We start from the raw sequence: 22,449 nt of genomic DNA on the forward strand, positions 1-22,449 counted from the left end.
CCAAATACAGTGACTGAACCACCGCCATCGCGAGCAAGCCCGCTCCCACAGGGGATCTTTGCCAAGCACAAATTTGCGTCACACCGACAGTCAAATGTGGGAGCTGGCTTGCCTGCGATAGCGGTCTATCAGCCGCCAAATACAGTGACTGAACCACCGCCATCGCGGGCAAGCCCGCTCCCACAGGGGATCTTTGCCAAGCACAAATTTGCGTCACACCGACAGTCAAATGTGGGAGCTGGCTTGCCTGCGATAGCGGTCTATCAGCCGCCAAATACAGTGACTGAACCACCGCTATCGCGGGCAAGCCCGCTCCCACAGAGGATCTTTGCCAAGCACAAATTTGCGTCACACCAACAATCAAATGTGAGAGCTGACCCGCCGCCCTACACCCAGCGAAAGCCCCGTTAATCGGGGCTTTTGCTTTTGGGCGCAGATAGAATGTACCAAGCAGTTAATTAGCTTGCTATCATTACCCCCCTGGACCATCACCCTCGGGCTTTCTCGACATGAAACACACACACCGCGCCACTGGCGCCTCTCGATTCCTGTTGCTGGGCTTAGGCGTCATTATCGTCCTGCTCGGCGTGGCCTTGGCTGTCGGCGGCGCAAAACTGCTGAGTCTGGGAGGCTCGGGCTACTTCCTGGTCGGCGGCGTGGCCATGGCCATCGCGGGTCTGTTGATTGCACAGCGCAAACCGGCGGGTGCCTGGTTGTTCGCTGCCTTTCTGCTCGGCACTGCCGTGTGGGCTGTATTGGATGTAGGCCTGGTGTTCTGGCCACTGTTTTCGCGGCTGTTCATGTTCGCCGTTATTGGCCTGGCGGTAGCGCTGGTCTATCCGTGGCTGGCACCGGCCGCAGGCCGTGGTGCCTACGGTGTGGCGGGCGTGCTGGCGGTGGCGCTGGCCGTGGCGGCGGGCAATATGTTTGTCGCCCACCCCAGCGTCGCGCCAAACGGCGATGGCCCAGGCTTGACACCCGTTGCGCCGGCAGAGACGCAGAAGGACTGGGCACACTACGGCAACACCGAAGGCGGCAGCCGTTTTGCGGCACTGGACCAGATCAATCGCAGCAACGTCGACAAGCTCAAGGTGGCCTGGACCTATCGCACCGGTGATGTGGCCATCAGCGACGGCAACGGCGCCGAAGATCAACTCACGCCCCTGCAGATCGGCAACAAGGTGTTTATCTGCACGCCCCATAACAACCTGATCGCGCTGGATGCCGATACCGGCAAAGAGCTGTGGAAGAACAGCATCAACGCCCAATCAGCGGTATGGCAGCGCTGCCGTGGCATGGCCTATTTCGACGCCAGTGCGCCCATCGCCCAACCGAACCAGGCCAACAGTTCGCCGATCATTGCCGCCAGCGTGCCCGCCGGTGCGCAATGCCAGCGACGCCTATTGACCAATACCATCGATGCACGGCTGATTGCGGTGGATGCCGATACCGGTGAGTTCTGCGAAGGCTTTGGCAACCACGGCCAAGTGGATCTGAAAGCCGGCCTGGGCAATGTGCCGGACAGCTATTACCAGCTGTCCTCGGCGCCCTTGATGGCCGGCACCACCGTGGTGGTTGGCGGGCGCGTCGCCGATAACGTCCAGACCGATATGCCAGGCGGCGTGATCCGCGGTTTTGATGTGATCAGCGGGCAAATGCGCTGGGCGTTCGACCCGGGCAACCCTGAAGACAAGCAAGCGCCTGCCGCAGACAGTACCTATGTGCGCAGCACCCCCAACAGCTGGGCGCCGATGTCCTATGACCCGCTGATGAATACTGTATTCCTGCCGATGGGTAGCTCGTCCACCGATATCTATGGTGTCGAACGCACCCAGCTCAACCACAAATACGGCGCCTCCGTACTGGCGCTGGACGCCTCCACCGGTGAAGAAAAGTGGGTGTACCAGACCGTCCACAACGACCTCTGGGACTTCGACCTGCCGATGCAACCGAGCCTGATCGACTTCACCCTGGCCGACGGCAAGACCGTACCGGCCGTGGTGATCGGCACCAAGGCCGGGCAGATCTATGTACTGGACCGCGCCACCGGCAAGCCGCTGACCGCTGTAGAAGAAGTGCCCGTCAAGGCTGCCAATATTCCCAATGAGCCATACTCCCCCACCCAGCCAAGGTCCGTGGGCATGCCGCAGATCGGCGCGCAAACCCTGAGCGAATCGGACATGTGGGGCGCAACCCCCTATGACCAGTTGCTGTGCCGCATCGACTTCAAAAGCATGCGCTACGAAGGCTTGTACACCGCACCGGGTACCGATAAGTCACTGAGCTTCCCGGGTTCCCTGGGCGGTATGAACTGGGGCAGCATTTCCACCGACCCGGTGCATGGCTTTATCTTCGTCAACGATATGCGCCTGGGCCTGTGGATCCAGATGATCCCGTCGCAGAACAAGGCCCAGGCCTCCTCCGGTGGCGAAGCGCTGAACACCGGGATGGGCGCGGTCCCGCTCAAGGGCACGCCCTACGCCGTGAACAAAAACCGCTTCCTGTCGGTGGCCGGCATTCCGTGCCAGGCACCGCCATTCGGCACCTTGACCGCCATCGACATGAAAACCCAGAAAATTGCCTGGCAAGTACCCGTTGGCACGGTTGAAGACACCGGCCCACTGGGCATTCGCATGCACCTGCCGATCAAGGTGGGCCTGCCGACCCTGGGCGGTACCCTGTCCACCCAGGGCGGCCTGGTGTTTATCGCCGGCACCCAGGACTTCTACCTGCGCGCCTTCAACAGCGCCAATGGCGAAGAAGCCTGGAAAGCCCGCCTGCCCGTGGGCAGCCAGGGTGGGCCGATGACTTACGTGTCACCCAAGACCGGCAAGCAATATGTGGTCATCACGGCCGGTGGTGCGCGCCAGTCCACCGACCGTGGCGACTACGTAATCGCCTACGCCCTGCCTTGAGCCCCACGCGGCGCTTATGCGCCGCTGTTTGAAGGTGGGAGCCGGACTTCCCGGCTCCCACTGATAGTGTGATTTTTCCAGGAAGACCTCGCGTTGAATACTCTCTCTACCCGCTTGCTCGGCAGCCTGCTGCTGGGCGCCATATTGCCCGCCTACGGCAGCACCCTCACCGGCGACTGGGGTGGGCTGCGCCATCAGCTCGACGAGCAAGGCATCAAGTTCACCGGCGACTACAGCGGCGAAACCGCCTATAACGCCCATGGCGGCCAGCATCGTTCGGCGCGTTACTCGCAAAACATCAAGCTTGGCGTGCAGCTGGACCTGGGCAAACTGTATGGCCTGCACAACGGTGACAAGATCCAACTGACGGTCAACGACCGCCGTGGCAATAGCGCCTCCGAGGATCTGGTGGGCAACCGCCTGCCGATCCAGGAAAACTACGGTGGGCTCTACACCCGCCTTACCGAGTTGAGTTATGAGCGCACCCTGTTCACCCCGGCGCTGAACCTCAAGCTCGGTTATATGGCCATGGGCAACGATCTGGGCGGCCTCGACAGCGGGATCCTGTGCAACTTCATGAACGCCGGTTTCTGCGGGCACCCGCTGAACATGTCCGGCGGCAGCGGTTGGACCAACTACCCCAACGCACACCTGGGCGCACGGGTGAAGTATGACTTTTCGCCGGCCTGGCAATTGCGCGTGGCGGCGTTCAATGTCGACCCGCAAAGCAACGGCAACTCCAGCCGCGCCTGGCATGTGGGGCCCAAGCACACCACCGGCACCGTAGTGCCCATCGAACTGGTCTACAAGCACGCCAGCGAACTGCCCGGCGAGTACAAGCTCGGCTATTACTACGACAGCTCCAACGTGCAACGCATCGGCAGCGATAAACACGTCAGCGGCCGCGGCGGCCATTATCTGCTGATCGACCAGGCCCTGTGGAACTCCCAGACCTCGGAGGGCCGCACCTTGCATGCGTTCGGCCAGTACTCGGCCGCGAGCAAGGTAGCGTCGCCATTCAGCCGCTGGTACGGCGCCGGCCTGGTGCTGTACAAACCGTTCGCCGGCCGGCCACGGGACACCGTTGCCCTGGGATATGGCCGTGCGGTGCCCAACCCACGCAGCCGCGATGTGCTGCAACAGGCCGCAGAAGCCAGCGACAATGCTTTCCCCAACCTGGACAGTGCCGAACAGTTGCTCGAACTGAGTTACGGCTACCAAGCCACGCCTTGGCTGATCCTGCGCCCGGATGTGCAGTACATCATTGAACCGGGGGCGTTTTCCGCGGAGAAGATCGACAACGCGCTGATACTGGGCCTGCAAGTGAAGGCGACGTTCTGAAGCGCAAGCTTTCAGGCAGTTGAATTAAGCTTGATCCGGGTTATCCGGTTGGAACACGATGGCGGACTTGAACCGTTGACGAAAGGACTGTCGTAATGTTCCCACTGGATATCTGGCTGACTTATAGCGCTGCCTGCCTGTTATTGGTGCTCTCCCCCGGACCGGACAATCTGCTGGCAATCGCCAGGGGCCTGAGCCAAGGGCGTATGGCCGCAGCCATTTCGGGGATCGCGTCAGGCACCGGGATTCTGTTTCACGTGGCTACGGCATCGCTGGGCCTGACCCTGCTGATGCAGACATCCGCCGTGGCCTTCTGGGTGGTCAAGGTAATCGGCGCCAGCTACCTGTTATGGCTGGGCATCAAGGTCCTGCGCTCGCGCAGCCTGATCAACTTCAAGCCGGCGGCGCGGCAACCGCTCAAAAGCATCTTCCTCACTGGCTTCCTGTCGGCGGCGCTGAACCCCAAGCCGGGGCTGTTTGTGCTGGCATTCATCCCCCAGTTCGTCAACCCGTCATTGGGCTCGGTCACCATGCAGATGATGGTCTACGGTGCCTGGTTCGCCGCGTTGACCGCACTGGGCTTTGCGCTCATGGGGATTTTTGCGACGCGGCTGTCGACATGGCTGCAGCGCAAGCCAAAAGTGGTCAATGGCCTGAACGTGGGCGCCGGACTGACCTTCGTCGCGTCCGGGCTTTCGGTGGCGGCACTCAGTCAAAAATAGACCGGCCTAAAGATGCTATTGCTAGCCTGGCACCCGTGCCTTGGCCAGCATGTCATCCAACTGCGCAATCAGGTCATCGGCACTGACCTCGACAAAATTCCCACGGGCAGCCGCTAGGATCTTCTCGGCAAACTCGGCGCTGTATTCCTGGTATGGCGCCTCGGCTTCCTGGCCCAGGTCATAGCCAATCATAAACAGCGCCGCCTCCATGGCACGCAATGGATCATTCGGCGCCGCCACCTGCTGGAAGCGGCTGCCGGCAGCGTCTGGATGCTTGAGCACGGCACTGAGCAACCAGCTGGCGCGCAGGTTCCACATGGCGTGGTGGTGGCCGGAGCGCAAACCGGTGAACTTGAACCCATCGCCGCCGGGATTGCGGCGTTTTGGCGCGAGGGCATCTTTGTCTTCCTTGGCTTTGGCCCAGGGGAAGCAGAGGTCCCGCGGTACTTTTACCAGGCCGTGTGCATGGCAGTATTTCACCACCAACCAGCCCAGGCCTGCGGCCACGCGGCTGTCATAGATAATGAAGTCCTTGCACAGCAAGGAATACACCTTGGTCATCCCGGCGTTGAAGCGCAACTGGTCGGAGCGCAACACCGATGCACGCTCATCACCGGCGTCCAGCGCTGCCACGATGGTTTGCAGCATGCTCGCCAGGCCAACCTTGTTTGTCTGCAACCAGTCCACGTTGTGCGCCGTGACACCACCCCAGCGCATCACATCACTTGCCGCTGCTGCGCTGCGAGCGTCGTCGCCGGCAGCCGCCACCAGGTCTTTACCCAAGGCTGCCAGGGCCTTGCCGTTGCTGAGCGCACTGGTACCTGGAGCAAAGTCCAGGCGCGCATTGCCCGGATGGTTCCAGCGGTAGTGTTCGAATGCGTTGTACAAGCTGCTGCACGACCAATGCACGCCGGTTTTGCGGTTGACGTACTGATGCTTGAACAGCACCTGGGATTCAAGCTCCGAGGCCAACCAGCGCGTGAACGCAATAACGTGTGGCAGGGCTAGATAGGTTTTGCAGTTCATGAAATGCTCCTGTGGGCTGGCGCTCTAAATCGCGGGTTTGCTTGCCAGCGAGCACATAGTCCCAGCGAATAAACCCACTTTTTGTCTTTGAGTATCGGCCATGATCAATTATCACCGACGCCGCACCGCGCTGCGCAAGATTCTCCAGCGCAGCGGCACGTCGATGAAGACCGCAGACATCCATACAGCGCTGTGCAAGTGGTTCGATGACTTCAGCCTCCATGGCAAAACCACCCTGCGTGATCTTGAAGCCCTGACCGAAACCGAACTGGTGGCAGTGGGGGAAAAAGGCCCGGATAAAAAGGCCAAATACTGGAAGTCCGGCCGCGAGAGTTTTGACCTGACGCTCTCTCCCACAGAAGCCATGACCCTGGCAGCGATTTTCGAGCATGCCCAGCGTTTCGGGTTCAACGCCCATACCGAACAGCTCGGTGAACTGCGCGAATACGCGGCGTCGGAGATGACCAAGCATTCGGCCCGCCCCCTGGCCTGGTCCCAACGCATCACCAGCGGCACGCGGTTTACCCTGCTCCAGCCGGGCAAGCACGACCCCGCGCACCTGGCCACGATTCAAACGGCGATCCTCGAAGACGTGTCCCTGGAAGTGACCTACCTGCCCAGGGACGCAGGCGGCGTCGAATGTCGGTACCTGTTGAAACCCCTGGCCCTCTCCTATCAGGACTCCAATGTCTATCTGTCTGCGTATGTGGAGCAGGAGCATTGGCCGGCCGGGTACGTGCCTGCAGATCAGCGTGGCAAGTACAGCAGCAACGGGCCGCGCACACTGTGTGCGCTGATGCTGCATCGCATGCTGGCCGTGAAGACCAGTTGGCTGGATGTGCCTGGCCCGCCGCATTACGACGTCAATTCGCTGGACGCGCAAAAGCACCTGATGACCATCCATGGCGAGGCACCGGTGCCGCTCAAGCTGCGCCTGAGTGCCAATCTGCATAACCGCTTGAGCGAGAACCCGCTGACCGACGACCAAGTGATCGTGCCCCAGGGTGACCAGCACTGGGACTTGAGTTGCAGCCTCTACGACACCCAGGGCCTGCGCCTGTTTTTGCTGAGCAATGCGGCGGATATTGAAGTCTTGGCCCCGGCCACCCTGCGCAGCCACGTACACCAGACTCTGCTGCGCGCCGTCACGCTTTACGCCAGCAATGAACCCGCGCCAAAGGACACGCCGTGAACCGAGACCAGCTTGAGCAGCACCAGATCGCAATCTACTTCGTGGTGGTCATCGTCGCCGCCGTCGGCGGCTTGCTCGCCCCTCAGGCTGCGCAGGGCCTGGGCGGCCTCGTCACTCCGGCGATTGCGGTGTTGATGTACGCGATGTTCCTGCAAATCCCGTTTCTGCAACTGCGCCAGGGCCTGGCCAACAGACGCTTCATCGCAGCGTTGCTGGTGGCCAACTTTGTGTTGATCCCCCTGCTCGTCTGGGCGCTTACCCTTGGCCTGCATGATCAACCGGCGATCCTGATCGGCGCGCTGCTGGTGCTGCTCACGCCCTGCATCGACTACGTGGTGGTGTTTACCCATATTGGCAAAGGCGATGCCCGATTGACCCTGGCCGCCACGCCCTTTCTGCTGTTGCTGCAACTGGCGCTGCTGCCGTTGTACCTGACAGTTATTCCCAGTGAGGCTGCGGTAACGATCACCCTCGGGCCGTTTGTCGAGGCGTTTGTGCTGCTGATCGCCGTACCTTTGCTGCTGGCGGTACTGACGTGTGCCGGGGCCCGGCGCTCACCCCATATTGCGCGTTGGAACCAGGGCTGGGCGTGGATGCCGGTGCCGGCCATGGCGACGGTGCTGCTGGTAGTGATTGGCTCGCAGATCGCGTTCGTGGCGCGGGAGATCGAGCAGTTGTTACCCGTGATCCCGGTTTACCTGGGCTTCATGTTGCTCGCACCTGTGGTTGGCGCCCTGACGGCACGGGCCTTCCGGCTGCCGGCGGCCACGGCGCGTTCAGTCACCTTCAGCAGTGCCACGCGCAACTCGTTGGTGGTCCTGCCATTGGCGCTGGCCTTGCCGGAAGACATGCGCATGCTGGCTGCGGCGGCGATCATCACCCAGACATTGATCGAGTTGGTCTGTGAGCTGATCTATATCCGCGTGATTCCGGCCCTGGTCTGGCGGGCCTAGGCCTGCTCGCGCGTCGCGTGCCAGCACAGTAGCGAACCTGCCGTGACCAGCACCGCGCCCTGCCAGAATTGCGGGGTGAGGTGGGCGCCCAGCCACAGCGCGGCGAAGGCCGATGACAACACCGGCGCGCCGTAGGACGCGGTCGCCAGCAACGTCAGGTTGCCGCGCAGGATGCCGATATTCCACAGGGCATAACCACCCGCCATGGCGACGCCCGTGGCCAGCAATTCCAGGCTGCTGCCCAGGCTAAAAGCCGGCAGCACCTCGGCACTCAAGCCGTATTTGACCCATAGCACCGCTGCGGTGAGGATGAAAAACAGCACCACCAGGTTTTGCCCACCCGCGTAGCGCCGTGTGACGTTGCAATACAAGGCAAAGGTAATCGCGCAACCCAGGGCCAGGCTGTAACTCAACGGGTTGGATTGCACATTGGCGACGATGGTTGCCAATGCCAGGCCATCGCCACTCACCACCCAGAGAATGCCAAACAACGCCAACGCACTGCCCGGCACGATGATCCAGCGCGCCTTTTGCCCATTCATGACAATCGCCAGTAGCACCGTCAGGCACGGCCATAGGTAATTCACCACACCTAATTCAATGGCCTGGTTGCGACTGCTGGCAAAGCCCAGGGCCAGAGACAGACAGACCTCGTAGGCCACAAACAACCCGCTGCCCATGATCAAGTAAGGCCAGGACGTGGCGCGCAAGCGTGGACGTCCGAGCCAGGACACCAGCAGAACCGCACCCAACGTATAGATCAGCGCCGCGCCGCCCAGGGGCCCGAACACCTCGCTGACGCTGCGGATCAACCCGGCGGCGGTGCTCCATAAAAGGATTGCCACCAAACCACACACCGTCGCGGCCCGCTCTCCCCTGATCTGCATGGATGCCTCTCTAAGAATGTCCACAGCCACAGCACCTGCGGCACAAAGGCCGCAACGGTACACGCTGGGGTATTGCTTGTCGCCTTGTGAGAGCTCGGTGGGTCAGTTGATGCTTGTCTGGCTGAGCGGGCGCCATCGCGGGCAAGCCCGCTCCTACAGGGGATCTTGGTGGTACTGGATATTTGGGCCACACCACAGAACGAAAGTGGGAGCTGGCTTGCCTGCGATGGCGATGGGTCAGTTGATGCATCTCTGGCTGAACTGACGCAGCCCCACAGGGAATATCTTCAGGGTAGGCACTCGAGATTGGCTGCAGATCGCGCAAAGGTGTTTTGCTATCAATGGGATTGATAGCACCCTAACGAAAACCCCATGCTAGAGGGCTTTCCCCAGGCTTATATCATTCCGAATGATAGTTACCTTTGTTTCATTCGATTCGTGAGATAGCACACCGCCGAGCATGATCCGCCCATCTCAAATACATTGGCGGATGCACCTCATGGAACAGTCACTCAAACATTTGCGCTATCCCCTGGCCCTTCTGGCCGTGCTGGTGATGAGCGCATGCGGCAAGGCCCCCGAGCAAGCGGCCGCCATGCCCGCCAGCAAAGTCAGCGTTGCCAAGGTGCTGGAGCAACCCGTCAACGAGTGGGACGAGTTCACCGGCCGCCTCGAAGCCCCGGAAACCGTGCAGATCCGCCCACGGGTGTCGGGCCAGATCGACCAGGTAGCCTTTACCGAAGGCGCGCTGGTGAAGAAAGGCGACCTGCTGTTCCAGATCGATCCACGTCCATTCCAGGCCGAAGTGCGGCGCCTTGAAGCCCAGCTTCAACAGACCCGAGCCGCCGCATCGCGCAGTGACAACGAAGCCCAGCGTGGCGAGCGCCTGCGCCAGAGCAATGCGATTTCCGCCGAGCTGGCCGACTCCCGTACCACTGCCGCCCAGGAAGCCCGCGCCGCCGTGGCCGGGATCCAGGCGCAGTTGGACCTGGCCCGCCTGAACCTGAGTTTCACCCGCGTCACCTCGCCCATCAGCGGCCGTGTCAGCCGCGCAGCGATCACCGCCGGTAACCTGGTGACCGCCGACGTCACCGAACTGACCAGCGTGGTCTCCACCGACAAGGTGTATGCCTACTTCGACGCCGATGAGCGCGTGTACCTCAAGTACACCGAACTGGCGCGCCAGGGCCGTCGCGGCGCGACCACCCCGGTGTATCTGGGCCTGTCCAACGAAGAGGGCAACCCGCACCTGGGCCAGATGAACTTTGTCGACAACCAGGTCAACCCGGCCACCGGCACCATCCGGGGCCGCGCCGTGTTCGATAACAGCGACGGGCGCTTCACCCCAGGCCTGTACGCGCGCCTGAAGTTGGTGGGCAGCGGCACCTACTCCGCCGTGCTGATCACCGACGAGGCCGTGGGCACCGACCTTGGCAAGAAATTCGTACTGGTGATGGATGGCGACAATAAGTCCGCCTACCGCGCCGTTGAATTGGGGCCAAAGATCGAAGGCTTGCGCATCGTACGCAGCGGCCTGAGCAAGGACGACACCATTATCGTCAAGGGCCTGCAGCGGGTGCGCCCGGGATCGCCGGTCGCCCCGGAAACTATCCCGATGGCCAGCCAGGCCACCCTCGCCGCCTTGGCCCAACAACGACAAGCGCTTGAAGCCAGCAACCTGGAGCAAGTGACGCCGGACAACAAAGCCGCGCCCAAGCTCGCCAGTGTCGCGATTCCACGCGGTTAAGGGACTACACACAAGATGAATTTTTCCAAGTTCTTCATATCACGGCCGATCTTCGCAGCGGTGCTCTCACTGCTGATCCTGATCGCCGGCGCGATCTCGCTGTTCCAGTTGCCGATCAGCGAATACCCGGAGGTGGTACCGCCGACCGTGGTCGTGCGTGCCAACTTCCCGGGCGCCAACCCCAAAGTCATCGGTGAAACCGTGGCCTCACCGCTGGAGCAGGCGATCACCGGCGTCGAGAACATGCTCTACATGTCCTCGCAGTCGACCGCCGACGGCAAGTTGACCCTGACCATCACCTTCGCCCTGGGTACCGACCTGGATAACGCCCAGGTGCAGGTGCAAAACCGTGTGACGCGCACTCAGCCAAAACTGCCTGAAGAAGTGACGCGCATCGGTATCACCGTGGACAAGGCCTCCCCCGACCTGACCATGGTCGTGCACCTGACCTCCCCGGACCAGCGCTACGACATGCTCTACCTGTCCAACTACGCGATCCTCAATATCAAGGATGAGTTGGCACGCCTGGGTGGTGTGGGTGATGTGCAGCTGTTCGGCATGGGCGACTACTCCCTGCGGGTGTGGCTCGATCCGAACAAGACCGCCTCGCGCAACCTGACCGCCAGCGATGTCGTGACCGCGATTCGCGAGCAAAACCGCCAGGTGGCCGCCGGTGCCCTGGGCGCGCAGCCTGCGCCGAATGACACCAGCTTCCAGCTGTCGGTCAATACCCAGGGGCGCCTGGTCACCGAGGAAGAGTTCGAAAACATCGTGATTCGCGCCGGCGACAACGGCGAGATCACGCGCCTCAAGGACATTGCGCGCATCGAGCTGGGCTCCAGCCAATATGCCTTGCGCTCCCTGATCGACAACCAGCCGGCGGTGGCGATTCCGATTTTCCAGCGGCCGGGCTCCAACGCCATCGACATCTCCAACGATGTGCGCAGCAAAATGGCGGAGCTGAAAAAGAGCTTCCCTGAAGGCATGGATTACCGCATCGCCTACGACCCGACCGTGTTTGTGCGTGGCTCGATCGAGGCGGTGGTCCACACCTTGTTCGAGGCGTTGATCCTCGTGGTCCTGGTGGTGATCCTGTTCCTGCAGACCTGGCGTGCGTCGATCATTCCCCTGGTCGCGGTGCCGGTGTCATTGATCGGTACCTTTGCGGTGATGCACCTGTTCGGGTTCTCACTCAATGCGCTGTCGCTGTTCGGCCTGGTGCTGGCCATCGGGATCGTGGTGGACGACGCCATCGTGGTGGTGGAGAACGTCGAACGTAACATCGAGCTGGGCCTGGAGCCCTTCCCGGCCACGGAAAAAGCCATGAGCGAAGTGACCGGGCCGATCATTGCCACGGCGCTGGTGCTGTGTGCGGTGTTTATTCCGGCCGCCTTTATCAGCGGCTTGACCGGGCAGTTCTACAAACAGTTTGCGTTGACGATTGCCATCTCTACCGTGATCTCGGCATTCAACTCCCTGACTCTGTCGCCGGCCCTGGCGGCGGTGTTACTGCGCAGCCATAACGCGCCAAAGGACCGGTTTTCCAGGTTCCTCGACAAGCTCTTCGGTGGCTGGCTGTTCCGTCCATTCAACCGCTTTTTTGAAAAAGCCAGCCATGGCTACGTGGGCACCGTGCGCCGGGTGATTCGCGGCACCGGTATCGCGCTGTTCGTGTATGGCGGCCTGATGGTGCTGACCTTCTTCGGGTTTGCCCATACGCCGACCGGTTTCGTACCGGCCCAGGACAAGCAGTACCTGGTGGCTTTCGCCCAGTTACCGGACGCCGCCAGCCTGGACCGCACCGAAAACGTGATCAAGCGCATGTCCGACATCGCCCTGAAACAGCCCGGCGTGGAAAGCGCCATCGCCTTCCCGGGCCTGTCGATCAACGGCTTCACCAACAGCCCGAACAGCGGCATCGTGTTCGTGACCTTGAAGCCCTTCGGCGAGCGCAAGGATCCGAGCATGTCCGCCGGGGCGATTGCCGGGGCACTGAACGGCAAGTATGCGGATATCCAGGAAGCCTACATGGCGATCTTCCCGCCGCCGCCGGTACAGGGCCTGGGCACCATTGGCGGGTTCCGCCTGCAAGTCGAAGACCGCGGCAACCTGGGCTACGAAGAACTGTACAAAGAAGTGCAGAACGTCATCGCCAAGAGCCACAACGTGCCTGAACTGTTTGGCCTGTTCACCAGCTACACGGTCAACGTGCCCCAGGTCGATGCGGCTATCGACCGTGAAAAGGCCAAGACCCACGGCGTGGCGATCAGCGACATCTTCGACACCCTGCAGATCTACCTGGGCTCGTTGTATGCCAACGACTTCAACCGCTTCGGCCGTACCTATCAAGTCAACGTGCAGGCTGAGCAGCAGTTCCGCCTCGACGAAGACCAGATCGGCCAGCTGAAAGTGCGCAACAACAAGGGCGAAATGATCCCGCTGGCGACCTTTATCAAGGTCAGCGATACCTCGGGGCCGGACCGCGTGATGCACTACAACGGCTTTATCACCGCCGAAATCAACGGCAACGCGGCCCCTGGCTACAGCTCGGGCCAGGCTGAGGCGGCGATCGAGAAACTGCTCAAGGAAGAACTGCCCAACGGCATGACCTACGAGTGGACGGACCTGACCTATCAGCAAATCCTCTCGGGCAATACCGCGCTGTTCGTGTTCCCGCTCTGCGTACTGCTGGCGTTCCTGGTACTGGCCGCCCAATACGAAAGCTGGAGCCTGCCACTGGCGGTAATCCTGATCGTACCGATGACTCTGTTGTCGGCCATTACCGGGGTGATTCTGTCCGGTGGCGACAACAACATCTTTACCCAGATCGGCTTGATCGTACTGGTGGGCCTGGCCTGTAAGAACGCGATTCTGATCGTCGAATTCGCCAAGGACAAACAGGAAGAAGGCCTCGACCCGCTGGCTGCGGTGCTGGAAGCCTGCCGCCTGCGTCTGCGGCCGATCCTGATGACCTCGTTCGCCTTCATCATGGGCGTGGTGCCCTTGGTGTTCTCCAGCGGCGCGGGTGCCGAGATGCGGCACGCCATGGGTGTGGCGGTGTTCTCCGGGATGATCGGCGTGACCTTCTTCGGCCTGTTGCTGACGCCGGTGTTCTACGTGTTGATCCGCCGTTATGTGGAGCGCAGCGATGCACGCAAAGCGGCCAAGGCCTTGAAGCTGGAGACACAGCAATGAGTGTGAAAGTGTTCTTGCCGAGCCTGTTGGTATTGGCGCTCGCCGCCTGTGCCGTGGGCCCGGACTATAAAACCCAGCAGTTGGAGGCGGCCAATATCACGGCCGCCGCCGATGCCAAGCAGTACGACCACGCCAAGTTCGAAGGCATCTGGTGGCAGCAGTTCGAGGACCCGATCCTCAACCAACTGGTGACGCAATCGTTGAGCGGCAACCGCGACCTGCGCGTAGCGTTTGCCCGCCTGCGGGCCGCCCGGGCGATTCGGGATGACGCCAGCAATGACGCGATGCCCACCATCACCAGCCGCGCCAGCAGCGACTTGGCCAAAGGGCAGATCCCGGGCCAGACCACCCGCCGGGTCAACAGCGAGCGCTATGACCTGGGCCTGGACATGGCCTGGGAGCTGGACCTGTTTGGCCGTATCCAGCGTAACCTGGAGGCCAGCGACGCCGACCAGCAAGCTGCCGAAGCCGACCTCTATCAACTGCAAGTCAGCATGATTGCCGAACTGGTGGACGCCTACGGCCAATTGCGTGGTGCGCAGCTACGAGAAAAAATCGCCCTGGCCAACCTGAAGAACCAGCAGGATTCGCGCACCATCACTGAAAGCCTGCGCGATGCCGGCGTCGGCGACCAACTGGACGTGGTACGGGCCGACGCACGCCTGGCGGCGGTTGAAGCCAGCGTGCCGCAATTGCAGGCCGAACAAGTGCGCGAACGCAACCGCATCGCCACCCTGCTCGGCCAGCGCCCGGACAAACTCACAGTGGACCTGAGCCCGGCCGACCTGCCGGCGATTGCCAAGGCCTTGCCGATTGGCGACCCGGGGCAACTGCTGCAACGGCGCCCGGGCATTCTCAGCGCTGAACGCAAACTGGCAGCGGCCACCGCGCGTATCGGCGTGGCCAAGGCCGACCTGTTTCCTCGGGTCAGCCTCAGTGGCTTCCTTGGCTTTACCGCCGGCCGTGGCTCGCAGATCGGCTCGTCTGCCGCCAATGCCTGGGCCCTGGGCCCGAGCATCACCTGGGCCGCCTTTGACCTGGGCAGCGTGCGCGCCCGATTGCGCGGCGCCGATGCCGAGGCCGACGGCGCCCTGGCGACGTACGAGCAGCAAGTGTTGCTGGCGCTGGAGGAATCCGAGAACGCGTTCAGCGACTACGGCAAACGCCAACAGCGCCTGATCTCGCTGATCCGCCAAAGCGAATCCAGCCGTGCTGCGGCCGACCTGGCCGAGATCCGCTACCGCGAAGGCACCGCCGACTTCCTCGTGCTGCTCGACGCCCAGCGTGAACGCCTGGCGGCCGAAGACGCCCAGGCCCTGGCCGAAGTAGACCTGTATCGCGGCATCGTGGCGATCTACAAGGCATTGGGTGGTGGCTGGCAGCCAGACACGGTGGTCGCCACCCTCAAGTGATGTAAAGAGCTCCTTTGGTTGGTCGCATCCAGCCAATTTTTAGCCCCGTGGTCCATTCGGTCACGGGGCTTTTTTTTGCTCTGGTGTTTGCGGCGGCTTTTGTGGAGAGGGGGCTTGTCCCCCTTGTCACAGAAGCTCTGTTGCCATGCAGACTGCGCAGTGCCGACGGCTTAGTTGGCGTCGGTAAGAATCAAGCTACGGTAATGCCCAGGATTGGACCCCGACCACTTGCGAAACGCCTTATAGAACGAACTCACATCGGCAAAACCCAGGCGGCTGGCGATCTCGGCGAAGCTGATATCGGCCTCGGCCAGCCAGACAACCGCCAGTTCCTTGCGCACGCTGTCCTTGAGGCCCTGGTAGGTCTGCCCTTCTTCGGCCAGGCGCCGGCGCAGGGTCGAGGCGGACATGCACAGGTCATGGGCCAGGCTTTCGGTTTCCGGCCAGTGTTGGGCCGGGCGCTGGCGCAGGTCGTGCTTGATGCGCATCGCCAGGCTGTCGGGGTCGCGGTATTTGACCAGGATATTGGCCGGTGCATGGGCCAGGAAACGCTTGAGTTCTTCGGGGCTGCGCTTGACCGGCAGGTCGAGGCAGTCTGCCGAAAAGATCATCCGCGTACGGGTGCGATCAAAACGCAGGTTGTCAGAAAACATCACCTGGTAATCATCACAAAAGGCCGGCTGCGCACTGCGTAATTCGATGGCCAGGATCGGGATGCGCCGCCCGGCCAGCCAGCAGGCGACGCCGTGGACGATCATCCAGTAGCAAAAATAGGTGAACGCCCGGCGCGGTTCGGGCTCGTGTTCCAGCAAGACAATTTCCGCCAGGCTTTGCTGGCGCACCAATTGCGCCGGCAGGTGTTCGAGCATCAGCGACAGGAAGCTCAGGCCGGTTTCCAGGGCTTCGCCCAGGGTGGGCTGGGCCATAGCGGCGCGACACAAGAACTCCAGGCTGCCGGACTTCAACTTGCGCGGGTCCATGCCAAAGAACTCATCATCCCGGCGGCGCGCCAGCAAGCGCCAGAGCCGCGCGTACGCCAGGGCCGGAACCCGGGCGGCGGGCTGCTCCAGCAACGCTGGGTCGATCCCTACCTTGTTCAGGGCCTCTCGCGTCGCCGCACCGGGGGCGCAACTTTGCAACAAGGCTTCGCGAACCAGGTGGATGGAGATTGTGTCTTTTTCCGACATGGGCAAGGGCTCAATCTTGTAGGTCGGCCATTGTAGGAGCGTGCTGGCCTGGAAGGAACAGAGAGGCCTGGCATTTCATCAATCCTTGCAGAAGCCAGGAGATAGAGGGCTGTTCAGCGGCTGTTCAGGAAACGTCAAGATCCTCTGTTTAGCAATGAGTATCATTATGTTACAACTTAGCACCCTAACTAATTACGTTGCGGTGCCCGATGCTCGTTCCCTTTCTCATCATGCTGCGCGAAGGCATTGAAGCCGCATTGATCGTTGGCATCATCGCCAGCTACCTGCAACAGACCGGCCGTGGCCAATGGATGCCGGCAGTATGGATTGGCGTGTTTCTGGCCGCCGCCCTGGCGCTGTTGGTCGGCGGTGGCCTGGAGTTGGTCAGCGCCGAGTTCCCGCAAAAGCAGCAGGAACTGTTCGAAGGCATTGTCGGCCTGGTGGCCGTGGGCATTCTCAGTTCCATGGTGTTCTGGATGCGTAAAGTCGCGCGCTCGATCAAGCACTCCCTGCATCAATCCCTGGATCACGCGCTGGCCGGCTCGCGCAACCAAGTGATTGCGCTGATCGCCATGGTGTTTTTCGCCGTGGCCCGCGAAGGCCTGGAAACCGTGTTCTTCCTGCTCGCGGTGTTCCAGCAAAGCGAAGGTCCGGCAGCGCCCATCGGCGCCCTGCTCGGCCTGGTGCTGGCGATTGTCGTGGGGTTCCTGATCTACAGCGGCAGCATGCGCCTGAACCTCGCCGCGTTCTTTCGCTGGACCGGGCTGTTCATCCTGGTAGTAGCCGCCGGCATCCTCGCCAACTCGGTGCAGGCCCTGCATGAAGCCGGGGTGTGGAACCACTGGCAGAGCGTGCTGTTCGATTTCAGCGCCACCCTGCCGATGGATGGCCCGCTGGGTTCGGTACTGGCCGGCATGTTTGGCTATCAGGACGCGCCGACCGTCAGCACCCTGGGTGCCTACCTGACTTATCTGGTGCTGGCGTTGGTGATGTTCTTTATGCCCACCGCGCCAGCCACCTCCTCTTCCGTCTCCAGCCAGTAAGGTCGTCCCTTGCCAAACCAAGCCCCTGCCCCCGCCTCGCCACCTCGCGCCTTGCGTTGGGCGCTAGCCGGTTCGGTGATCGTGATGATCGCCGCCGGTGGCCTGTTCTACTACGCCTCGCAGTTGGCCGCTGCCAAGCGCCAGGTCAATCACAACGAAATCGCCGTGATCATCCACGCCCACGCCTGCGAGCCCAACGCCCTGACGGTGCCGGCCGGTCGTGCGAGTTTTCGCATCATCAATCGCTCGGATCGCGCAGTGGAGTGGGAAATCCTCGACGGCGTACTGGTGGTCGAAGAACGTGAAAACATCGCCCCCGGCCTGAGCCAGGTGATCAACGCCAACCTGCTGCCGGGCGACTACGCCATCACCTGCGGCCTGTTGAGCAACCCTCGCGGCACCCTGCAGGTAACCCCCACCGCCGAGTCCGACGCCCAGGCCAAAGCCAAGCCGTCGATGGTGGCCTTTATCGGCCCGCTGTCGGAGTTTCGCGTGTACCTCAATAGCCAGGGCAGCGCCTTGATCAAGGCCGTCAGCGCCCTCGAACAAGCGATTGCTGCGGGCGACCTGAACCAAGCCCAGGCCCTGTACCTGCCAGCACGCGAGGCTTACCAGCGCCTGGCCCCGGCAGCCCAGCGCCTGGCCGAGCTGGACAACGCGATCAATGCCCGCGCCGATTACTTCGAAAAACGCGAACAGGACCCGGCCTTCAGCGGCTTTCATCGCCTGGAATACGGCCTCTTCGCGCAGCACAGCCTCGACAGCCTGGCACCGATTGCCCAGCGTTTGCTAAGTGATGTCACCGCCCTCAAGCAGCAGTTGCTCGCGCAGTCACTGCCGCCCGAGCAACTGGTCAGCATCCTGGTGCGCAACCTCAATAGCCTGGCCGACGTGCGCGCCGCCAGTGGCGAAGAGGAACGCTACAGCCACCTCGACCTCAATGGCTTTGCCGCAAACCTGGCGGTCACGCGCAAGGTGGTTGAGCTGATGCGTCCGCTTTTGACCAAGTCCGCTGCCGACCTGTTGCCAGGTATCGATAGCGCGATCAGCGCCTTCGCCGGGCAACTCGACGGCCTGCAGGTCGATGGCAACTACCGCACCTATGACAGCGTTACCGCCGATCAGCGCCAGCAGATCGCCGACAAGGCCAAGGCTCTGGCCGCCGCACTCGATGGAATCGACCCAGCCCTTGGCCTCACAGGCCTTAAGTGAAGACGACCGAATAAATGAGTGATTCAGAACAGTTCAACGCCCAGCGCCGCCGCGTATTGCTGGGCATGGCCGCCACCGGTGCGGCGATTGCCGGCAGTAGCCTCAGTTGCCCGGCCATGGCGGCCGGCGCGGCCCAGGTCACCGCCGCCCCCAGCAGCGAAAAAACCCAGGACCACCACGCCTTCCACGGCAAGCACCAGAGCGGCATTGTCACCCCGCGCCCGGCCTGCGGCATGCTGGTGGCGTTCGATGTGCTGGCCAGCGACCGCGAAGACCTGGAGCGGCTGTTTCGCACCCTCAACGAGCGTATCGGTTTCCTGATGACCGGCGGTACGGTGCCACAAGTCGATCCGAAACTACCGCCCACTGACTCCGGGATCCTTGGCCCGGTGGTCACCCCGGATAACCTGACGATTACCGTGTCGGTGGGTGAGTCGCTGTTCGACGAACGTTTCGGCCTGGCCGGCGCCAAGCCCAAGCGCCTGAGCCGCATGGTCGGCTTCCCCAATGACGCCCTGGAACCTGCGCAGTGCCATGGCGACTTGAGCCTGCAGTTCAGCTCCAACACCCCTGACACCAACATCCACGCCCTGCGCGATATCGTGAAAAACCTGCCGGACCTGCTGCTGGTGCGCTGGAAACAGGAAGGCAGCGTGCCGCCCCAGGCGCCTGCCCGGGCGGGGCAACCGGCACAGAGTGCGCGTAATTTCCTGGGCTTTCGCGATGGTTCCGCCAACCCAGACTCCAACGATGCCAAGGCCATGGATCAACTGGTGTGGGTCCAGCCCGGCAGTGACGAACCCGCCTGGGCCGCCAATGGCAGCTACCAGGCGGTGCGGATCATCCGCAACTTCGTCGAGCGCTGGGACCGCACGCCCTTGCAGGAACAGGAAAGCATCATTGGCCGGATCAAGACCAGCGGCGCGCCCATGGGCGGTCACAACGAAGCCCAGGTGCCCGACTACAGCACAGACCCAGAAGGCAAGCTGACCAAGCTCGACGCCCATATCCGCCTGGCCAACCCGCGCACCGCTGCAACCCAGGCCAACCTGATCCTGCGCCGGCCGTTCAACTACTCCAACGGCGTCAACAAGAACGGCCAGTTGGACATGGGCCTGCTGTTTATCTGCTACCAGGCCGACCTGGAAAAAGGCTTCATTACTGTGCAAACCCGGCTCAATGGCGAGCCGCTGGAGGAGTACCTCAAGCCGGTGGGCGGTGGGTACTTCTTCACGCTACCAGGCGTCACCGGGCCGCAGGATTTCATCGGCCGCACCTTGCTGCACAGCACTGCCAACACCTAAACCCCATCCCAGCGGAAACCGTCCCATGAAGAAGTCGTCTCTTGCATTGTTGTTGACCCTTTCTCCGCTCGCAGCCTTTGCCGCGACGGCGCCCCTGGACCTGGTGGGGCCGGTGTCGGACTACAAGATCTATGTCACCGACAAGATCGATGAACTGGTCACCCAGACCCAGGCCTTTACCGACGCGGTGAAAAAAGGCGACCTGGCCACCGCAAAAAAACTCTATGCCCCTACCCGCGTGCACTATGAGTCCATCGAGCCCATCGCCGAGTTGTTCAGCGACCTGGACGCCTCAATCGACTCACGGGTCGACGATCACGAAAAAGGCGTGAAGGCCGAGGACTTCACCGGTTTCCACCGCCTCGAATACAGCCTGTTTGCCGAGAACAGCACCCAGGGCCTGGACGCCTTGGCCGATGGTTTGAACAAGGACGTCAAGGACCTGCAAACCCGCGTCGCCGGCCTGACCTTCCCGCCAGAAAAAGTCGTCGGCGGCGCGGCCGCATTGCTCGAAGAAGTAGCCGCCACCAAGATCTCCGGCGAAGAAGACCGCTACAGCCACACCGACCTGTATGACTTCCAGGGCAATATCGATGGGGCGAAGAAAATCGTCGACCTGTTCCGTGGGCAGATCGAGCAACAGGACAAGGCGTTTTTGGCCAAGGTCGACAAGAACTTCGCCACGGTGGACAGCATCCTGGCCAAATACAAAACGGCTGATGGTGGCTTTGAGACCTATGACAAGGTCAAGGAAAACGACCGCAAGGCCTTGGTCGGCCCGGTCAACACCTTGGCCGAAGACCTGTCGACCCTGCGTGGCAAACTGGGCCTGAACTGAGAAAGCCTTCGGCATTCACACCCCCCTGTGGGAGCGGGCTTGCTCGCGAAGGCGTCGGCCCAGCAAACATTGATGTTGACTGACCCACTGCTTTCGCGAGCAAGCCCGCTCCCACATTTGATCTTCGCTGCTTTGAGCATTGCGTTCGCTTACTGATCGGCATTAGGGCGCAGAGCAGCTGTAGATCTTCATCATTGCGGCTAATCGCGCTATGCGTTTAACCGTCTTACCTATAACGTTCAATCGATCCCACTCACGGAAGATTTCCCATGCCCGATTCGGCCGCCAGCGTTGATGCTGCCTTGCCCACCTCAGTGTCATTCAACCTGCGCCCCCTGCTGATCGCCAATATGGCCTGCACCATGGCGATGATGGCGTTTGTCTCGCTGATCGGCCCCATCGCCCGGGTGCTGGGGCTGGCGACCTGGCAAGCGGGTGCGGCCGTTACCGTGTCCGGGGTGATCTGGATGCTGTTGGCGCGGCCCTGGGGCCAGGCCAGTGACCGGCTGGGGCGGCGCCGGGTGCTGCTGTTGGGCACCGGTGGATTCACTCTGGCGTACTGGGCGCTGTGCGTGTTTATCGACGCGTCCCTGCAACTGCTGCCCTCGGCCATGCTGGCCTTTATCGGGTTGGTGCTAGGGCGCGGGTTGATCGGGGTGTTCTACGCGGCGATCCCGGTGGGCGGTTATGCGCTGATCGCCGACAATATCGAGCCGGCCCACCGCGCCAAGGCCATGGCCTCGCTGGGCGCGGCCAACGCCTGCGGCCTGGTGCTGGGGCCGGCAATTGCCGCGCTGCTGGCCCGCTACAGCCTGAGCCTGCCGTTTTATGCGATGGCGTTGTTGCCGATGCTGGGCTTTGTGGTGTTGCTGCTGAAACTGCCGCGCCAGGAGCTGCACCTCAAGCAACCGCCCAAGGCCGTCAACCTCTCGGACCCACGCTTGCGGCGCCCACTGGTAGTGGCCTTTGCCGCCATGCTGTGTGTGTCCATCGCCCAGATCACCGTGGGCTTTTTCGCCCTGGACCGCCTGCAGATGAACCCCGCCGACGCCGCGCAAACCGCCGGGATTGCCCTGACGATGGTGGGCCTGGCGTTGATCTGCTCGCAGTTACTGGTGCGCAAACTGGAATGGCCGCCCCTGCGGATGATCCGCGTCGGCGCTATCGTCTCTGCCTTGGGGTTTGCCGGCAGCATGTTCGCGGATACGGCGTGGATCCTCTGGCTGTGTTTCTTCGTCTCGGCGGCCGGCATGGGCTGGATCTTCCCGTCGTTCGCCGCACTGGCGGCCAACGCGGTGGAGGCCTCGGAACAAGGCGCCACCGCAGGCTCGGTCGGTGCAGCACAAGGCTTGGGGGTGGTAGTCGGGCCTCTGGCCGGGACGCTGATCTATGCCGTCGAACCGCGACTACCCTACCTGGTAGCCGCCGCCCTGCTGCTGCTCATTGCGCTCTGGCCGGCACCGCGTTGAACGACT

Annotated in this window: 16 protein-coding genes; 13 read left to right on the forward strand and 3 right to left on the reverse strand. The window is 62.1% G+C overall.

Annotated features, from left to right (window positions below; genetic code table 11):
* Positions 1 to 509: 509 nt before the first annotated feature.
* From HKK57_RS23845 to HKK57_RS23855, 3 genes are all read left to right on the forward strand, one after another.
* Positions 510 to 2,915, forward strand: a complete 2,406-nt coding sequence (locus tag HKK57_RS23845) for a glucose/quinate/shikimate family membrane-bound PQQ-dependent dehydrogenase (protein ID WP_169390911.1) — start codon at positions 510 to 512, stop codon at positions 2,913 to 2,915.
* A gap of 114 nt (positions 2,916 to 3,029) precedes the next feature.
* Positions 3,030 to 4,256: a carbohydrate porin gene (locus HKK57_RS23850; protein WP_237150448.1), complete on the forward strand. Its 1,227-nt coding sequence runs from the start codon at positions 3,030 to 3,032 to the stop codon at positions 4,254 to 4,256.
* A 95-nt stretch (positions 4,257 to 4,351) separates the two neighbouring features.
* Positions 4,352 to 4,978, forward strand: a complete 627-nt coding sequence (locus tag HKK57_RS23855; protein ID WP_169390913.1) for a LysE family translocator — start codon at positions 4,352 to 4,354, stop codon at positions 4,976 to 4,978.
* A gap of 21 nt (positions 4,979 to 4,999) precedes the next feature.
* Here HKK57_RS23855 and HKK57_RS23860 read toward each other — a convergent pair whose 3' ends face one another.
* The gene (locus HKK57_RS23860; RefSeq protein ID WP_169390914.1) at positions 5,000 to 6,004 is read right to left on the reverse strand and encodes a hypothetical protein; all 1,005 of its coding nucleotides are present in this window, start codon (positions 6,002 to 6,004) and stop codon (positions 5,000 to 5,002) included.
* A gap of 100 nt (positions 6,005 to 6,104) precedes the next feature.
* Between HKK57_RS23860 and HKK57_RS23865 the strand changes: the two genes are divergently transcribed.
* Together HKK57_RS23865 and HKK57_RS23870 are read left to right on the forward strand one after the other, a co-directional pair.
* A complete protein-coding gene (locus HKK57_RS23865; RefSeq protein ID WP_133714398.1) occupies positions 6,105 to 7,196 on the forward strand; it encodes a helix-turn-helix transcriptional regulator in 1,092 nt (363 codons plus the stop codon).
* The gene (locus HKK57_RS23870; protein WP_169390915.1) at positions 7,193 to 8,149 is read left to right on the forward strand and encodes an arsenic resistance protein; all 957 of its coding nucleotides are present in this window, start codon (positions 7,193 to 7,195) and stop codon (positions 8,147 to 8,149) included. The genes HKK57_RS23865 and HKK57_RS23870 overlap by 4 nt, the downstream gene beginning before the upstream one ends.
* Here the strand turns inward: HKK57_RS23870 and yddG are convergent.
* On the reverse strand, positions 8,146 to 9,036 hold the full coding sequence (gene yddG / locus HKK57_RS23875; protein WP_070996245.1) for an aromatic amino acid DMT transporter YddG: 891 nt from the start codon (positions 9,034 to 9,036) through the stop codon (positions 8,146 to 8,148). The genes HKK57_RS23870 and yddG overlap by 4 nt on opposite strands.
* Before the next feature lie 499 nt (positions 9,037 to 9,535).
* On the opposite strand from yddG, the gene mexE reads away from it, so the two are divergent.
* Genes mexE through HKK57_RS23890 form a run of 3 tightly spaced genes read left to right on the forward strand, consistent with a single transcriptional unit; the run spans position 9,536 to position 15,390 of the window.
* The gene (mexE, locus tag HKK57_RS23880) at positions 9,536 to 10,783 is read left to right on the forward strand and encodes a multidrug efflux RND transporter periplasmic adaptor subunit MexE (protein WP_070996344.1); all 1,248 of its coding nucleotides are present in this window, start codon (positions 9,536 to 9,538) and stop codon (positions 10,781 to 10,783) included.
* Positions 10,784 to 10,798: 15 nt separating this feature from the next.
* The gene (locus tag HKK57_RS23885; RefSeq protein ID WP_029290583.1) at positions 10,799 to 13,978 is read left to right on the forward strand and encodes an efflux RND transporter permease subunit; all 3,180 of its coding nucleotides are present in this window, start codon (positions 10,799 to 10,801) and stop codon (positions 13,976 to 13,978) included.
* Entirely contained in the window at positions 13,975 to 15,390 is a 1,416-nt protein-coding gene (locus HKK57_RS23890) for an efflux transporter outer membrane subunit (RefSeq protein ID WP_169390916.1), read from the forward strand. Before HKK57_RS23885 ends, HKK57_RS23890 begins: the two co-directional genes overlap by 4 nt.
* Positions 15,391 to 15,560: 170 nt before the next feature.
* Here the strand turns inward: HKK57_RS23890 and HKK57_RS23895 are convergent, their stop codons facing one another.
* Entirely contained in the window at positions 15,561 to 16,577 is a 1,017-nt protein-coding gene (locus HKK57_RS23895) for an AraC family transcriptional regulator (protein ID WP_029290579.1), read from the reverse strand.
* A 209-nt stretch (positions 16,578 to 16,786) separates the two neighbouring features.
* On the opposite strand from HKK57_RS23895, the gene efeU reads away from it, so the two are divergent.
* The 5 genes from efeU (at position 16,787) to HKK57_RS23920 (ending at position 22,443) form a co-directional block, all read left to right on the forward strand.
* Positions 16,787 to 17,620 (forward strand): iron uptake transporter permease EfeU, encoded by an 834-nt coding sequence (efeU, locus tag HKK57_RS23900; protein ID WP_029290577.1) that lies wholly within the window; start codon positions 16,787 to 16,789, stop codon positions 17,618 to 17,620.
* 9 nt (positions 17,621 to 17,629) lie between these two features.
* Complete coding sequence (gene efeO, locus HKK57_RS23905) at positions 17,630 to 18,832, forward strand: iron uptake system protein EfeO (RefSeq protein ID WP_169390917.1); 1,203 nt, start codon at positions 17,630 to 17,632, stop codon at positions 18,830 to 18,832.
* Positions 18,833 to 18,846: 14 nt separating this feature from the next.
* The gene (gene efeB, locus HKK57_RS23910; RefSeq protein WP_029290573.1) at positions 18,847 to 20,136 is read left to right on the forward strand and encodes an iron uptake transporter deferrochelatase/peroxidase subunit; all 1,290 of its coding nucleotides are present in this window, start codon (positions 18,847 to 18,849) and stop codon (positions 20,134 to 20,136) included.
* Between the two features lie 25 nt (positions 20,137 to 20,161).
* Entirely contained in the window at positions 20,162 to 20,974 is an 813-nt protein-coding gene (gene efeO, locus HKK57_RS23915) for an iron uptake system protein EfeO (protein ID WP_029290570.1), read from the forward strand.
* Between the two features lie 269 nt (positions 20,975 to 21,243).
* The gene (locus tag HKK57_RS23920; protein ID WP_029290568.1) at positions 21,244 to 22,443 is read left to right on the forward strand and encodes an MFS transporter; all 1,200 of its coding nucleotides are present in this window, start codon (positions 21,244 to 21,246) and stop codon (positions 22,441 to 22,443) included.
* Positions 22,444 to 22,449: the final 6 nt, after the last annotated feature.

Origin of the sequence: Pseudomonas sp. ADAK21 (genome assembly GCF_012935735.1) — a bacterium.
Taxonomy (GTDB): Bacteria; Pseudomonadota; Gammaproteobacteria; order Pseudomonadales; family Pseudomonadaceae; genus Aquipseudomonas; species Aquipseudomonas proteolytica.